This is a genomic window from Tsukamurella sp. USMM236 (assembly GCF_037148755.1).
Classification (GTDB): domain Bacteria; phylum Actinomycetota; class Actinomycetes; order Mycobacteriales; family Mycobacteriaceae; genus Tsukamurella.
The window spans coordinates 78,739-92,588 of the sequence record NZ_JBBCSS010000010.1; the positions used below are offsets into that span (position 1 = coordinate 78,739).

Here is a 13,850-nt window from a genome sequence, read left to right on the forward strand (position 1 = left end):
CCCAGCCTAGGCGGTGGCGCCGTCGGGGCGGGCGGGGAACGAGGCGCGCACCGCGAACCCGCCGCCCGCCGTCGGCGTGGCCGACAGGGAGCCGCCGACGGTGCGGGCCCGCTCGGTCATGCCCGGGATGCCCTGGCCCAGGCCCGGTCCCCCGAGATCGGCGTCGGAGGTGCGCGGGCCGTTCTCGATGCTCAGGTTGAGCGTGCCGGCGTCGAGCGTCAGCGCGACGGTGATCGCGGCGCCCTGCGCGTGCCGGGTGGCGTTCGCGATCGACTCCTGCACGATGCGGTAGGCGACGAGGGCCGTGCTCTCGCCGATCGCCGACGGATCGGGCAGCGGCAGGTATTCGACCACGACCCCCGCCGCGCGGGCACCGTCGATGAGCTCGTCGACCCCGCCGAGGCCGGGCGCCGGAGCGAGATCGGCGGAGGCGTCGTCGAGCCGCAGCACGCCGAGCAGCGCACGGACCTCGTTGAGCGCCTCGCGGGCGGAGACGGCGATCCCGTCGAACTCGACGCGGGCGCGCTCGGAGACGTCGGGCACGCGGTACTGCGCGGTCTGGGCCTGCACGACCACGAGCGACATCCGGTGCGCGACGATGTCGTGCAGGTCGCGGGCGATGCGGGTGCGCTCCTCGAGGATGGCGCGGCGGCCGCGCTCGAGCTCACTGACCTCGGTCTGCTCCTCGAGGCGGTTGCGGGACTGCAGCGCCAGCCGCAGCAGCAGGATGATCACGAGCGAGACCAGGATCCCCGCGACCCAGCCACCGCCCGTGCCGTCCTGGGCGTTGAGCCAGAACAACATCGACGAGGCCGCAGCGATGGCGATGGCGTCGAGCGGCGAGCACTTGAGGAAGGCGATCCAGCTGGTGATCAGCATGGCCATGATCAGCGAGACCTGCCAGTTCCATTGCCAGTCCTGTTTCGCATCGAACCACAGCAGCGGGAAGACCGCGGCCGTCGCGGCGACGATCCCCCACGCGGCGCGCGGGTGCGCCCAGGCGATGGCAATAGGCAGCACGGACAACCCGCTGATGATCGGCAGCAGCGCCGCCGGCACGGCGAACTGCTCGTTCAGCGTGGGCCACGCGACCGCCCACATGATGAGCGCCACCAGCAGGAACAGCCAGTTGATCTTCCGCGACAGGAAGATCCCGAGCGGCGTGGCGTGCAGCGCGCCATCGGGGGCCTTGATGTGCAGCGCGCTCTGCTGATCCAGGTACCGGCCGGCGCGCACCGTGGCGCGTCCGACCCGCTCGATCCTCTTCGTCGTCGTCCTCATGGAAGACAACGCTAGGGGCACCGCGCGCTCGGCGTCCTCATACTTCCGGGTGATATCGGACCCCTCGCGCAGCCGATCCGCGCGTCCGTTCGGCGTTCCTAGCGTCGCTGTCATGAACCGCCGCATGCTCGCCGCCGCAGCCGTCCTCGCCGTCCCCCTCTCGTTCGGGATCTCCCTCCCCGCCGCCGCAGGTGACACCGCCGAGCGCGAGGACGCCGCGACCGCCGTCGCCGTCCGCGCGATCACCGATCCCGCGCTGGACCCCGCCGACCAAGTACGCACCGTTCCCCGCACGCTGGGATACGCGGCGGCCGTCGGGCCGGGATACGCGGTGAACCCGCACGGCGACTGCTCGTCGGTGGTCCGCCTGCCGGCCGACTTCGACGCGCCGTGCAAGGGGCACGACCTGGGCTACGACCTGCTGCGGCACGCCGACGCCGCCGGTCGTCCCCTGGGCGGCTGGGCACGGCACCGGATCGACGACACCTTCGCCGACCGGCTCGCCGCCGCCTGCGCCGCGCGCCCCGTCGCCCAGCGCCGCCACTGCACCGAGGTCGCCGGGCTGACGGTGATGGCGGTGCGCGCCAACACCTGGCGCCAGCACGACGGTCCGCCGCGCGCCGAGTCCGCGGGCGAGCTCGTCACCAGCTGGCTCACGGGCGGGGAACGGCTGTGATCGCGCCGCCGCGCATCCGAGGCGGGGTGCTCACGGGCTACGCGGTCGGGGTGGCGTGCGCGCTGTTCCCGAACCAGCTGCCGCGCACCGTCGTCGTGCAGCTCGTGGTGTGCCTGGTGTTCGGCGCCATCGGGGCGTTGGTCGGATGGGCGGTCGTCCGCCGTCGCGCGGTGTCCGACGGTGGCTGCCGCGTCGCGCTGTACCTCGGGTCGGCGGCGCTGGTCGGATGGGTGCTGTGGCAGAACCACCTCAGGGCTGCCGCCGGCGCGGATCCCGTGGGGCCGATGGCCTTCGCCGCACTCGCGGTCGCGGTGGCAGCCGCACCGGTGGCGGTCGCGGCGCTGTGGCCCGTCCGGGCGCGGGCCGCCGCGGGAGCGCTTGCGGCGGTCGCGGTCGTCGCCGGGATCGCCTGGCCCGCGACCGCGACGTCCGCGGAGAGCGCGTCGTACGCCGAGCGTTTCGTGGGGATCGAGTCGTCGTCGCAGGGCGTACGGGCGTACGCCTCGCTCGCCGACGGCGCCTCCCCCGCCGCCCGGGCCGCGGTGGCGGTGGACCGGCTCATCGCCGCGGGCGGACTCGCCCGTCGGGCCGTGGTGATCGCGGTGCCGACCGGGTCCGGCTGGGTGGACCCGCATTTCGTGCGCGGGGTCGAGGAGGCGATGCACGGGGACAGCGCGATCCTGGCGGTGCAGTACACGGAGATGCCGAGCTGGCAGTCCTTCGTCCTGCATCGCGACGCCGCCGCGGCGAGCACGGCGGCCCTGATCGACGAGCTGCACCGGCGGGCACCGTCGACCCCGGTCCGCGTGTACGGGCAGAGCCTGGGCACGGTGGGCGTCCTCGCCGCCCAGCGGCGGGCGGCGGAGCTCCACGTCCCGATCGCCGCGACCCTCCAGGTGGGCACACCGGCGGGCGTCGCGGTGACCGGCCCCGCGCAGCTCAACGCCTCCGATCCGGTCGGGATCTGGTCGTCGCGTCTCCTCGTGGCGCCGCCGGAGCGGGCGGCGTCCGGGTCCGGCCGCGCCACGCCGCGGCCGCCGTGGCTGCCCGTCCTCTCGTTCGTCCAGGCCACCGTCGACCTGCTGGGTGCCACCGCCCCGCCGCCCGGGCTGGGGCACCGCTACGACGAGCGGCAGGGCTCGGAGCTGGTCGCGGACCTCGTCGCCCGGAAGGGCTTGCCCGCCGCGGCTTAACCGGATATGTTGTGTCCAGGTTAAGGAGGCGGGCATGCGGATGAGCGAGGGCGTCGAGTGGGCGGCGCACGCGTGCGTGCTGCTGCACTGGCTCGACGAGGGCGGCATCACACCCGTCCCCGCCTCGCGACTCGCCGAATCCTACGACCTGCCCGCCGCCTACCTCGGGAAGCAGCTGCAGGCCTTGGCGCGCAACGGGATCACCGAATCCCTCCCCGGCCGCCGGGGCGGGATCCGGCTGGCCCGTCCCGCGTCCGAGATCACCCTGATGGACGTCGTCGCGGCCATCGAGGGAGGAACAGCGGCCTTCGCCTGCACCGAGATCCGGCAGCGCGGGATGAACGAGGGCAAGCCGCGCAGCGAGTTCTCGCAGCCGTGCGGCATCGCCCACGCCATGCGCGGCGCCGAGCTGGCGTGGCGGCGGGAGCTGGCCGCGACCTCCATCGCCGACCTGTCGGCCGCGACGCCACGGCGGGTCGCCGACGCCGCCCGGCGCCACTTCGGCGGCGCCTGAAGCCCCCCCCTTTGCAACCACCCGAGACCCCAGGCCCGAAACCTGGACATTAGATATCCGTTTATTGGAAGGAATCCACCATGAGCCGCACCCCCGGAGCCACGTCGTCGCCCGAGACCTACAAGGCGCTGGTCGCGCTGGACGGCCGGTTGGCGAAGTCGCTCGGCAAGGTCCTGTACGACATCGTCAAGCTGCGCGCTTCGCAGATCAACGGCTGCGCGTACTGCGTGGACATGCACGCGAGCGACCTCGAGCGGCTGGGCACGCCCACCCGCACCATCTACGGCATCGCCGCGTGGGAGGAGAGCCCCTTCTTCGACGAGACGCAGCGCGTCGCGCTCGCCTTCGTCGAGCGCCTCACCGGCGGCATCGACGCGGTCGACGACGCCCTGTGGGACGAGGCCGGCCGTCTCCTCGGCGAGGAGCGCCGCACCGACCTGCTCGTCGCCGTCGGCACCATCAACACGTGGAACATGCTGGGCGTCACCACTCACCTCCACCCGGCCGCGTAGTCGGCCGGGCGGGTCGGGGCACCGTCAGGCGACGGGGCCGCGGGCGGCCTCGTACGCGGCGCCGACCTTGTACAGCCGGTCGTCCGCCTGCGCGGGCGCCAGGATCTGCAGCCCGACGGGGAGTCCGTCGTCGCTGGACAGGCCCGACGGCACCGACATTCCGCAGTGGCCGGCGAGGTTCGTCGGCAGCGTGAACAGGTCGAACAGGTACATCGCCAGCGGATCGCCGACCTTCTCCCCCAGCTTGAACGCCGTGGTGGGGGTGGTCGGCGAGACGATGACGTCGACCTGCTCGTACGCCTTGGCGAAGTCCGCAGCCAACAGGGTGCGGACCTTCTGCGCGCTGCCGTAATAGGCGTCGTAGTAGCCGGAGCTCAGCGCGTAGGTGCCGATCATGATGCGCCGCTTGACCTCCGCGCCGAAGCCGGCCTCGCGGGTGAGCGCCATGACCTCCTCCGCGGAGTGCGTCCCATCGTCGCCCGACCGGAGGCCGTAGCGCATCGCGTCGAACCGGGCGAGGTTCGAGGAGACCTCCGACGGGAGGATCAGGTAGTACGCGGCCAGCGAGTACTGCAGCGTCGGCAGCGAGACCTCGACGGTCTCCGCGCCCAGGTCGCGCAGCTGCTGCACGGCCTTCTCGAAGGACGCCTGGACGCCGGCCTCGGTGCCGTCGGCGCCGAACTCCTTCACCAGGCCCACCCGGACGCCCTTGAGGTCGCCGGAGGCGCCCGCGCGGGCCGCGGCCACGACGTCGGGCACCGCGGCGTCGAGCGAGGTCGAGTCGCGCGGGTCGTGCCCGGCGATCACCTCGTGCAGGAGCGCGGTGTCGAGGACGGTGCGCGCGCAGGGCCCGCCCTGGTCCAGCGACGAGGCGCAGGCGACGAGGCCGTAGCGGCTGACGGCGCCGTACGTCGGGCGCACGCCGACGGTGGCCGTCAGCGAGGCGGGCTGCCGGATGGAGCCGCCGGTGTCCGTGCCGATCGCGAGCGGCGCCTCGTGCGAGGCGAGCGCCGCGGCGCTGCCGCCACCGGAGCCGCCCGGGGTGCGGTCGGCGGCCCACGGGTTGCGGGTCACGCCGTACGCCGAGTTCTCCGTCGACGAGCCCATGGCGAACTCGTCCATGTTGGTCTTGCCGAGGATCGGGATCCCGGCGGCGCGCAGCTTCGCGGTGACGGTGGCGTCGTACGGCGCGGTCCAGCCCTCGAGGATCTTGGAGCCGCAGGTGGTCGGCGCATCGGTCGTGGTGAAGACGTCCTTGAGCGCCAGCGGCACGCCGGCCAGCGCGGACGCGGGCTCCTCGCCGCGGGCCCGGGCATCGTCGACGACGCGCGCGGCCGCGAGGGCCTCCGCGCCGGAGACGTGCAGGAAGGCGCCGAGGTCACCGTCGACCTCGGCGATCCGGTCCAGGTGCGCCTGGGTGACCTCGACGGAGCTCAGCTCGCCCGAGGCGATCTTCGCAGCCAGGTCGGCGGCAGTGGCGCCGGTGATCTCGTTCGATGCTCGCAGGTCGGTCACGGTCACTCCTCCCCCAGGATGCGCGGCACGGCGAAGCGGTCGCCGTCGCGGTTCGGGGCGCCCGAGAGCGCCTCCTCCGGTGTCAGGCTGCCCGACGGGGCGTCGGCCCGGTTCACGTTCATGTTGCCCTCCGGCAGGGTGAGCGGCGCGACGTCGGCGTCGCCGACCTCGGTCACCACCTTGACGTGCTCGAGGATCGAATCGAGCTGCGTGGCGAAGACGTCGAGCTCTTCGTCGGTGACGGCGAGGCGCGACAGCCGCGCCAGATGGGCGACCTCGTCCCGGGAGATGGCAGACATGCCCTAGATCCTAGGCGGCGCGGACGGGCGCCCGCACACGGCGGTCACGGCACCGTGACGACCACCTTGCCCCGCGCGCCGCGCGTCGCCGCCGCGGCCAGCGCCTCGTCGAACCGCGCCAGCGGCACGGTGGCCCGCACCCGGGGAACCAGGACGCCCTGCTCGACGAGCCGGAACAGGCCGGCGAGACGCTCGCCGTCCGCGCGGACCGACACCGCGGCGGACCGGATCCGATCGGTCCGGGGCTCGGCACCGGGGAGCACGCCGACGTACGCGCCGCCGTCCCGGATCGTCGCAGCGACCGGCTCTCCGAGGGCCGCGGTGTCCAGAGCCGCGTCGTACCCGCCGGTGAGGTCGGTGATCGCCACCGCACCGAGGGCACGGATGCCCTCGCCATCAGCGGGTCGCGCAAGACCGGTGACCGCCCACCCGGCCCGCGCGGCGAGGACGACCGCGAACCCGCCCACCGCGCCCGCGGCGCCGGTGATCAGCAGCCGGCCGGCGGGCTCACCGGCGAGGTCGAGCGACTGGGCGGAGGTGAGCGCCGCGAGCGGCAGCGCCGCCGCGTCGACGGTGCCGATCCCCTCCGGGACGACCGCGACGTCGGAGGCGGGCAGCGCGACGTACTCCGCGAAGGTGGCGACGGTCGGGTCGGCCACGAGGGCGGCGACGCGGGTGCCGGGCGCGAGTGCGACGCCGTCCGCCGCGGCGACGACCTCGCCCGCGAGGTCCCAGCCGAGGCCGAGCACGGCGTCGGGGCCGACCCAGCCGGCGTCGCGCGGGCCGCCGGCGGCGGTGAAGCCGTCGACCGGGTTCACCGCTGCGGCGGCGACCCGGACGAGCACCTCGCCCGCGCGGTGCGTGGGAACGGGGAGGTCGACGAGCGCGGGAGCGCCGCCGGGGACGACAGTGACTGCCTGCATGATGGGTTCCTTCCGTCGATCGCCCCGCGGTTCGGGGCGTTGCTCGATCACCATCGCAGCGCTACTCTCCAATGGGAAGTACGTACCCGAGAGTGCGTTAAGAACGCGGAGGACAACCATGCCGACCACGACGGCCGCCCAGCGACGCGAGATCGAGCGCCTGGAGTACGACGCCTTCCTCGCGCAGTGCCCCAGCCGGCAGCTGCTGGACCAGCTGTCGTCGAAGTGGGTCACCCTCCTGCTGTGCGCGTTGCACGAACGGCCGCAGCGGTATTCGGAGCTGTCCCGCGAGGTGGCGGGCGTGAGCCAGAAGATGCTCACCCAGACCCTGCGCACCCTGGAGCGCGACGGCCTCATCTCCCGCGCCGTCGAGGCGACCGTTCCGGTCACCGTGACCTACACGATCACCGAGCTGGGCGAGTCCCTCTACGTGGTGGTCCAGCACCTCAAGCGCTGGGCCGAGAGCAACATGCCCGCGGTGCATCGGGCCCGCGCCGACTACGACGCGGCGGACCGCGCCCCGACCACGCGGTAACGGCCGCAGAGGAAGGCCTTGTTGCGGGCCCACTCGATGAGCTCGAAGTCGAAGGCGCGCGGGAACAACGGGCGCCCCGACCCGACGGTGGCGGGTGCGTAGCTGATGACCACCTCGCCGAGCATTCCCGCCTCGGCGAACTGGGCGGCGAGATCGCCGCCGCCGACCACCCACACGCCCTTCTCCCCTGCGGCTTCCTCGATCGTCGCGCGCAGCTCGGCCGGGGTGCCCGCCACGAAGCGCACACCCGGGTGGATGGGCTCCAGTTCCCGGTGGGTGAAGACGAACACCGCGTAATCGCTGTAGTACCACGGTTCGTCGCCGGCCTGGACCCGATCGACCACCCACTGATAGGTGGTGTAGCCCATCACGATCGCGCCGACGCCGGTCATGTATTCCTCGATGTTCATCGGCCCGCCGTCGTCGATGGGCTGGCTGAGCAGCCAGTCCAGGCTGTCGTTCTCGTCGGCGAGGAAGCCGTCGAGGGTGGACGCGGTGTAGTACGAGTACGCGGTCATGATGCTCCTCCGGTGATGCGTCGGTGCCAGATGATGGGATCGGGATCCAGTTCAGGGGTGCCGAGGGCGACGCCGGCGTCGGCCAGCATCCAGCGCACAAGCAGCCGTCGGTGCGCCGAGAAGGTCAGCTCGTGCGCGAGGATCTGCGAGAGCAGGAAGGACTCGGGCGGATCGCACAGCGCGTCGATCACGCGATCGCCCCACGCGCCACGTTGCTCGATGTCGCGGATCAGCCCCAGCCACCGCGGCGAGATCCGCTCGTGATGCACGCGAAGAACTTCCGGGTCGGCGTCAGGATCGCGTTCGGGCTCGGGATCGCCCGCGATCGTCGCGAGCCACGGCTCGGTGCTGTGCACGAGGTGCCACATCAGTTGGGAGAGGGACTCGTCCGGTCCGTCCCAGTGGCGCGGCGACGACCCGGGCAGTCGCACCATCCGGTACTCCTCGGGCGACAGTCCCGCGACCGCGTCCAAGAGCGCACCGATATCGGCCGCGTCGTGCTGTACCTGCAGCGCCAGCACGTCCCCCGTGGACTCCTCATGCCCGTCCTCGACGTAGAGCACCGTCGGCGAGTGGAAGTGCAGGCCGTTCGGGGACGGCAGCCAGTGCCCGACCGTGGCCGGGAGCTGCGAGGGCGAATGCCCGTAGGCGCGGGCGAAGGCCCGGATGAACCCCTCGACGGACTCGTACCCAGCGGCGAAGGCGGCGTCGGTCACCGTCGACCCGCGCTGCAGTTGCCAGGCGGCGCGCTCGAGCAGCACCCGGCGGCGCAGGGCGACGGGCGATTCGCCCGCGCCGGCGCGGACCTGACGGGCGAAGTGATGCGGCGAGCTGAGCGCGCCCGCGGCCATGGCATCAAGGCTCTCGTGCGGATCGGCGAGGACGGCGTCGAGGAGTCGGCGCAGCGGATCGGCGGGTTCGGACATGGGAACCAGTATCGACCGCCCGGACCCGCCGCCGCTTGACCGTTCTTGCTCAGCTCGAGATCAGGTGAGCGAGCGGCGCTCCAGCCACGGCTTGATCCGCGCGGTCACCCACGGCAGCACCAGGAAGACCATCAGCGGGGTGTTGATCAGCGTCGCGATCAGGGTGCGGCCGACAAGGCCCCAGCCGTGCGCGGGCAGGAACGTCAGGTGCGGGAGCACCAGGAAGTTGATCAGCAGCGATAGCGGGAAGAAGCCCAGCCAGATGGCGACGGCCTGCTTCCACCGCGGCGGAACCTTCGCCACGGGGGCCGCGACGGGGCCGGCACCGTCGGACTGCGGGGAGAACCAGCCCTCGATCCCGGACAGGCGGTGCGTGGCGGTCTCGACGGCGAGGCCCTCGCACCGCTCCAGCCAGTGCTTGCGCACCCGGGAGCGCTGCCAGTCGTCCAGCTCCTCGTCCGAGGCGAAGCGGTAGATCACGAAGTAGAGCTCGAGGTCGTCCGCCGAGCGGACCCACCCGCCGCCCAGGAAGCCGCGGTAGGTACGGGCCAGGGCGATTCCCGCGTCGGTCCAGGCCAGGAATTCGTGTTCACGGCCGGGGGCGATGCGTCGGGCGACGGAGGTCAGCGAGGCCTTGTGGGCCGCTCCTGCCTCCGACCGGGTCTCGGTATGGGGCATGCGTACCAGTGTCAGGGCCGACGGTCCGCGACACCAACCGAGGCGGTGTGATGTTCGCGACGTCCCGACCGCGCCGTCACAGGCGACGGGCCGCGCCCGGGCGGGTCAGCGCGACGCTGGGCCGGGTGCCACAATCGGAGGCGTGTCCTACCTCCTGCGTGTCCGCCTCACCGACCGTCCCGGCAGCCTGGGTTCCCTGGCCGTGGCCCTCGGCTCGGTGGGCGCCGACATCCTCTCGCTCGACGTCGTGGAGCGCGGCGAGGGCTTCGCCGTCGACGACATCGTCGTCGACCTCGGACCGCAGTCGCTGCCGGACACCCTGATCACCGCGGCGGAGGCCCTGGACGGCATCACCGTCGACTCGATCCGCCCGTACGCCGACGTCCTGGACACCCACCGCGAGCTCGAGCTCATCGATCACGTGGCCGGGGCCGGGCACGACCAGTTGCAGATGCTGGCGGATCAGGTGCCGCGCGTGCTGCGGGTGGGCTGGTGCGCGGTGCTGAGCAACACCGCGGACACGCCGTGGCCGGTCTTCGGCTCGTCGGGACTGCCGGAGACCCCGCCCGAGCATCTCGACTTCCTGCCGCTCAGCGGGCCCGTCGAACTCGACGCCGAGGCGGACTGGGTGCCGGAGGCCTGGCAGCAACTCGACACCAAGCTGGCCGCAGCACCGCTGGGCGCGATCGGCAAGGTGGTCCTCGTCGGCCGCCCGGGAGGCCCCGACTTCCGCCCGTCCGAGGTGGCCCGGCTGGGCTACCTCGCGGGCATCGTGGCGACGGTGCTGGTCCGCTAAGTGCCGCGATGTCGGATTCACCCAGGCCAGGGCCTTGCGCATTTGTATAGACAGCGCTATACATAGCGGGTGTGATCCGCCACACACCTCCGCTCGCCTGCTAAGGAGTCCCCGTGAGCGACCTCGGCTCCACCCTGGTCCGCGGCCTGTCCGCGCGCCACATCCGCTTCATCGCCCTCGGCTCCGCGATCGGCACGGGCCTGTTCTACGGGTCCGCGTCCGCCATCCAGTCCGCCGGGCCCGCGGTCCTCGTCGCGTACATCATCGGCGGTGCCGCGATCTACATCGTGCTGCGCGCCCTCGGCGAACTCGCCGTGCGCAACCCCGTCGCCGGCTCCTTCGGCGAGTTCGCCTCCGCGAACCTCGGCCCCCTCGCGGGCTTCATGACCGGGTGGACCTACATCTTCGAGATGATCGTCGTCGCGCTCGCCGACGTCACGGCGTTCGGTGTGTACATGGGCTTCTGGTTCCCCGACGTACCGCGCTGGATCTGGGTGCTGTCGATCATCTTCTTCATCGCCGCCGTGAACCTGGTGGGCGTCAAGACCTTCGGCGAGCTCGAGTTCTGGTTCACCCTGATCAAGATCGCCGCGATCATCGCGATGATCGCCGGCGGCATCGCCGTCCTCATCTTCGGCTTCGGCCTGCACGACACCTCGCAGGGCGTGTCCAACCTGTGGTCGAACGGCGGCTTCTTCGCCACCGGTCTCGGCGGCTTCCTGGGCTGTTTCGCCATCGTCATCTTCGCCTTCGGCGGCAGCGAGATCATCGGCATCACCGCCGGTGAGGCGAAGGATCCCGAGAAGACCATCCCCCGCGCCGTCAACACGGTGCCGATCCGCATCCTGCTGTTCTACGTGCTCACCCTCGCGGTGATCATGACGATCATCCCGTGGAACGAGATCACCAAGGACCGCAGCCCGTTCGTGCAGATCTTCGAGGCGCTGGGCGTCGGCCCCGCGGCGGCGGTCCTCAACGTCGTCGTCATCACCGCGGCGCTCTCCGCGATCAACAGCGACGTCTTCGGCGCCGGCCGCATGCTCTACGGCATGGCGCAGCGCGGGCAGGCACCGCAGGCACTGACCAAGGTCTCGCGGAACGGCGTCCCGTATCTCACCGTGGTCATCATGGCCGGAGCGCTGCTCGTGGGCGTCGTCCTGAACTGGCTGATCCCCGAGAACGTCTTCGCGGTGATCGCCTCGATCGCCACCTTCGCCACCATCTTCGTCTGGCTGATGATCCTGGCCGCGCAGTACAAGGCGCGCCGCTCGATGACGCCCGAACAGGAAGCGGGCCTGAAGTTCCCCGTACCGCTGTGGCCCTACGGCCAGCTGATCACGATGGCCTTCCTCGTCTTCGTCACCGTCCTGCTCGCCTTCCACGCGGACACCCGCGTGGCCCTCTACGTCGGCGCGGCCTGGCTGGTCATCCTGGCCGTCGCGTTCCGCCTCCTCCCCCGCACCCCGAAGATCGAAATGGAGAAGATCTGATGAGCACCGTCACCGTCGGCCTCGGCCCCGTCAGCCCCGAGGACGTCCTGCGGGTCGCCCGCGAGGGCGCCGCCGTGGAGCTGTCGCAGGAGTCGCTGGACGCGATGGCCGCGACCCGCGCGCACATCCGCGCGCTCGCCGACAGCCCGGAGCCCGTCTACGGCGTGTCCACCGGCTTCGGCGCACTCGCCACCCGGCACATCCCCACCGAGCTGCGCAAGCAGCTGCAGCGCAGCCTTATCCGCTCGCACGCCGCCGGCTCCGGGCCGGAAGTCGAGCGCGAGGTGATCCGCGGCCTCATGCTGCTGCGACTCTCCACCCTCGCCACCGCCCGCACCGGCGTGCGCCCCGAGGTCGCGAAGGCCTACGCGGCGCTGCTCACCGCCGGCATCACCCCTGTCGTGCACGAGTACGGCAGCCTGGGCTGCTCCGGCGATCTCGCGCCGCTGGCGCACTGCGCGCTCGCGGTGATCGGCGAGGGCACGGTCCGCACGGCCGACGGTGCGCTCGTCCCCGCCGCGGAGGCTCTGGCCGCCGCCGGGATCGAGCCCGTGGTGCTCGAGGAGAAGGAGGGCCTCGCCCTCATCAACGGCACCGACGGCATGCTCGGCATGCTCGTCATGGCCTGCCACGACCTGCGCGGCCTGCTCAAGCTCGCCGACATCACCGCGGCGATGAGCGTCGAGGGCCTCATGGGCACCAACCGCGTCTTCGCCGCCGATCTGCAGGCCCTGCGGCCGCAGCCCGGCCAGGCCGTCGCGGCCGCGAACATGACGCGCCTGCTCGACGGCTCGCCGATCGTCGCGAGCCACCGCGAAGACACCACCGTGGTGCAGGACGCCTACTCGCTGCGGTGCGCCCCCATCGTCACCGGCGCCGCCCGCGACACCGTCGCGCACGCCGAGACCGTGGCCGGCTACGAGTTGGCCGCCGCCGTGGACAACCCCGTCATCACCCTCGACGGCCGAGTGGAGTCGAACGGCAACTTCCACGGCGCACCCGTCGCGTACGTGCTCGACTTCCTCGCCATCGTCGCCGCCGACGTGGCGTCCATGAGCGAGCGGCGCACGGACCGGTTCCTGGACAAGGCCCGCAACCACGGGCTGAATCCGTTCCTCGCGGACGACCCGGGCGTCGACTCCGGCCACATGATCGCCCAGTACACGCAGGCCGCGATCGTCTCCGAGCTCAAGCGCCTCGCGGCGCCGTCGTCGGTCGACTCGATCCCCTCCTCCGCGATGCAGGAGGACCACGTGTCGATGGGCTGGTCCGGGGCGCGCAAGCTGCGCCGCGCGATCGACGGCCTGACCCGCGTGTTGGCGATCGAGGCGCTGACCGCGGCCCGCGCCATCGACATGCGCGCGCCGCTGCAGCCCGCCGCCCCGACCGGCGCGGTCCGCGACCTCATCCGCAGCCGCGTCGAGGGGCCCGGTACGGACCGCTACCTCGCCCCCGAGATCGAGGCCGTCGTCGAGCTCGCCGCGTCCGGCGCGCTCGTGGCCGCGGCGGAGCAGGTCGCGGGCGAGCTGGCCTGAGCCGGCTGCCTGGGCCCGGAGGGCGCGACGGTGCGGGGCGGGGGCGCGGCGGAGCGGGGCACGGCAGTTGCGGCGCTTCGGCGGCACGTGTAGTCGCTCGCGGCGGCCATGCGTGCCACGCATGGCCGCGTTTCCGCTGGTGAGATCCATGATGTGAGGGTGGGGCCATGCGCGCGGCGCATGGCCCCATTCGGCTGCGGCGAGGCGTCGCCGCCTCGCGCGCTCGCGCGAGCAGGCGTACGTCGAGGATCCGGCGTTCAGCGTGGGAGAGCCGGCGTTCGATGGGGGAATCGGCGCCGCGCGGGGGACGGCCGAGCCCCCACCGGACGCGCGTCGTGCGACGGGGGACGAAACGCCGGACGGGGGAATCGGTGCGGCGCGGGGGACGGCTACCGGTGCGGGCGAGATCCGCGGCACGCGCGAGTGAGGCTATGCGCCTGGCGCATAGCCTCACTCGGA

15 protein-coding genes are annotated in these 13,850 nt (G+C 72.5%); 8 read left to right on the forward strand and 7 right to left on the reverse strand.

Annotated features, from left to right (window positions below; translation table 11 throughout):
* Positions 1-6: 6 nt before the first annotated feature.
* Positions 7-1,281: a sensor histidine kinase gene (locus WFK95_RS23315; protein ID WP_336672128.1), complete on the reverse strand. Its 1,275-nt coding sequence runs from the start codon at positions 1,279-1,281 to the stop codon at positions 7-9.
* A 112-nt stretch (positions 1,282-1,393) separates the two neighbouring features.
* Between WFK95_RS23315 and WFK95_RS23320 the strand changes: the two genes are divergently transcribed.
* From WFK95_RS23320 to WFK95_RS23335, 4 genes are all read left to right on the forward strand, one after another.
* Positions 1,394-1,957: a hypothetical protein gene (locus WFK95_RS23320; RefSeq protein ID WP_336672129.1), complete on the forward strand. Its 564-nt coding sequence runs from the start codon at positions 1,394-1,396 to the stop codon at positions 1,955-1,957.
* Positions 1,954-3,150: an alpha/beta-hydrolase family protein gene (locus WFK95_RS23325; RefSeq protein WP_336672130.1), complete on the forward strand. Its 1,197-nt coding sequence runs from the start codon at positions 1,954-1,956 to the stop codon at positions 3,148-3,150. Before WFK95_RS23320 ends, WFK95_RS23325 begins: the two co-directional genes overlap by 4 nt.
* Before the next feature lie 34 nt (positions 3,151-3,184).
* Positions 3,185-3,664 carry an RrF2 family transcriptional regulator gene (locus tag WFK95_RS23330; RefSeq protein ID WP_336672131.1) on the forward strand — a complete coding sequence of 160 codons (480 nt, stop codon included), beginning with the start codon at positions 3,185-3,187 and terminating at the stop codon, positions 3,662-3,664.
* An 80-nt stretch (positions 3,665-3,744) separates the two neighbouring features.
* Positions 3,745-4,176 (forward strand): carboxymuconolactone decarboxylase family protein, encoded by a 432-nt coding sequence (locus WFK95_RS23335; protein WP_336672132.1) that lies wholly within the window; start codon positions 3,745-3,747, stop codon positions 4,174-4,176.
* A 24-nt stretch (positions 4,177-4,200) separates the two neighbouring features.
* On the opposite strand, the gene gatA is transcribed toward WFK95_RS23335, so the two are convergent.
* From gatA to WFK95_RS23350, 3 genes are read right to left on the reverse strand one after another with little or no spacing between them, the layout of a single operon-like run.
* Positions 4,201-5,697 carry an Asp-tRNA(Asn)/Glu-tRNA(Gln) amidotransferase subunit GatA gene (gene gatA / locus WFK95_RS23340; RefSeq protein ID WP_374201380.1) on the reverse strand — a complete coding sequence of 499 codons (1,497 nt, stop codon included), beginning with the start codon at positions 5,695-5,697 and terminating at the stop codon, positions 4,201-4,203.
* The gene (gatC, locus tag WFK95_RS23345) at positions 5,694-5,990 is read right to left on the reverse strand and encodes an Asp-tRNA(Asn)/Glu-tRNA(Gln) amidotransferase subunit GatC (protein WP_224652084.1); all 297 of its coding nucleotides are present in this window, start codon (positions 5,988-5,990) and stop codon (positions 5,694-5,696) included. Before gatC ends, gatA begins: the two co-directional genes overlap by 4 nt.
* A 44-nt stretch (positions 5,991-6,034) precedes the next feature.
* Positions 6,035-6,913, reverse strand: coding sequence for a zinc-binding dehydrogenase (locus WFK95_RS23350; protein WP_336672133.1), 879 nt, complete (start codon positions 6,911-6,913; stop codon positions 6,035-6,037).
* A 118-nt stretch (positions 6,914-7,031) separates the two neighbouring features.
* Here WFK95_RS23350 and WFK95_RS23355 point away from each other — a divergent pair, with 118 nt between their 5' ends.
* Positions 7,032-7,448, forward strand: coding sequence for a winged helix-turn-helix transcriptional regulator (locus tag WFK95_RS23355; RefSeq protein WP_224651671.1), 417 nt, complete (start codon positions 7,032-7,034; stop codon positions 7,446-7,448).
* Here WFK95_RS23355 and WFK95_RS23360 read toward each other — a convergent pair.
* Genes WFK95_RS23360 through WFK95_RS23370 form a run of 3 tightly spaced genes read right to left on the reverse strand, consistent with a single transcriptional unit; the run spans position 7,412 to position 9,570 of the window.
* The gene (locus WFK95_RS23360) at positions 7,412-7,966 is read right to left on the reverse strand and encodes a dihydrofolate reductase family protein (RefSeq protein ID WP_224651673.1); all 555 of its coding nucleotides are present in this window, start codon (positions 7,964-7,966) and stop codon (positions 7,412-7,414) included. The two genes, WFK95_RS23355 and WFK95_RS23360, sit on opposite strands and share 37 nt — an antisense overlap.
* Positions 7,963-8,892 (reverse strand): helix-turn-helix transcriptional regulator, encoded by a 930-nt coding sequence (locus WFK95_RS23365; RefSeq protein ID WP_224651675.1) that lies wholly within the window; start codon positions 8,890-8,892, stop codon positions 7,963-7,965. Before WFK95_RS23365 ends, WFK95_RS23360 begins: the two co-directional genes overlap by 4 nt.
* Positions 8,893-8,952: 60 nt before the next feature.
* The gene (locus WFK95_RS23370) at positions 8,953-9,570 is read right to left on the reverse strand and encodes an antibiotic biosynthesis monooxygenase (protein WP_336672134.1); all 618 of its coding nucleotides are present in this window, start codon (positions 9,568-9,570) and stop codon (positions 8,953-8,955) included.
* A gap of 142 nt (positions 9,571-9,712) precedes the next feature.
* Here WFK95_RS23370 and WFK95_RS23375 point away from each other — a divergent pair, with 142 nt between their 5' ends.
* The 3 genes from WFK95_RS23375 to hutH all read left to right on the forward strand — a co-directional run bounded on the left by WFK95_RS23375 (position 9,713) and on the right by hutH (position 13,391).
* Positions 9,713-10,366 (forward strand): amino acid-binding protein, encoded by a 654-nt coding sequence (locus WFK95_RS23375; RefSeq protein ID WP_224651679.1) that lies wholly within the window; start codon positions 9,713-9,715, stop codon positions 10,364-10,366.
* A gap of 113 nt (positions 10,367-10,479) precedes the next feature.
* Positions 10,480-11,856, forward strand: a complete 1,377-nt coding sequence (locus tag WFK95_RS23380; RefSeq protein WP_336672135.1) for an amino acid permease — start codon at positions 10,480-10,482, stop codon at positions 11,854-11,856.
* Complete coding sequence (gene hutH, locus WFK95_RS23385; protein ID WP_224651683.1) at positions 11,856-13,391, forward strand: histidine ammonia-lyase; 1,536 nt, start codon at positions 11,856-11,858, stop codon at positions 13,389-13,391. Before WFK95_RS23380 ends, hutH begins: the two co-directional genes overlap by 1 nt.
* Positions 13,392-13,850 lie beyond the last annotated feature (459 nt).

Bases quoted from the DNA above. Each gene is read 5' to 3' on its own strand.
- WFK95_RS23315 (WP_336672128.1), bottom strand. From the start codon at position 1,281: ATGAGGACGACGACGAAGAGGATCGAGCGGGTCGGACGCGCCACGGTG.
- WFK95_RS23320 (WP_336672129.1), top strand. From the start codon at position 1,394: ATGAACCGCCGCATGCTCGCCGCCGCAGCCGTCCTCGCCGTCCCCCTC.
- WFK95_RS23330 (WP_336672131.1), top strand. From the start codon at position 3,185: ATGCGGATGAGCGAGGGCGTCGAGTGGGCGGCGCACGCGTGCGTGCTG.
- WFK95_RS23335 (WP_336672132.1), top strand. From the start codon at position 3,745: ATGAGCCGCACCCCCGGAGCCACGTCGTCGCCCGAGACCTACAAGGCG.
- gatC (WP_224652084.1), bottom strand. From the start codon at position 5,990: ATGTCTGCCATCTCCCGGGACGAGGTCGCCCATCTGGCGCGGCTGTCG.
- WFK95_RS23350 (WP_336672133.1), bottom strand. From the start codon at position 6,913: ATGCAGGCAGTCACTGTCGTCCCCGGCGGCGCTCCCGCGCTCGTCGAC.
- WFK95_RS23355 (WP_224651671.1), top strand. From the start codon at position 7,032: ATGCCGACCACGACGGCCGCCCAGCGACGCGAGATCGAGCGCCTGGAG.
- WFK95_RS23360 (WP_224651673.1), bottom strand. From the start codon at position 7,966: ATGACCGCGTACTCGTACTACACCGCGTCCACCCTCGACGGCTTCCTC.
- WFK95_RS23365 (WP_224651675.1), bottom strand. From the start codon at position 8,892: ATGTCCGAACCCGCCGATCCGCTGCGCCGACTCCTCGACGCCGTCCTC.
- WFK95_RS23370 (WP_336672134.1), bottom strand. From the start codon at position 9,570: ATGCCCCATACCGAGACCCGGTCGGAGGCAGGAGCGGCCCACAAGGCC.
- hutH (WP_224651683.1), top strand. From the start codon at position 11,856: ATGAGCACCGTCACCGTCGGCCTCGGCCCCGTCAGCCCCGAGGACGTC.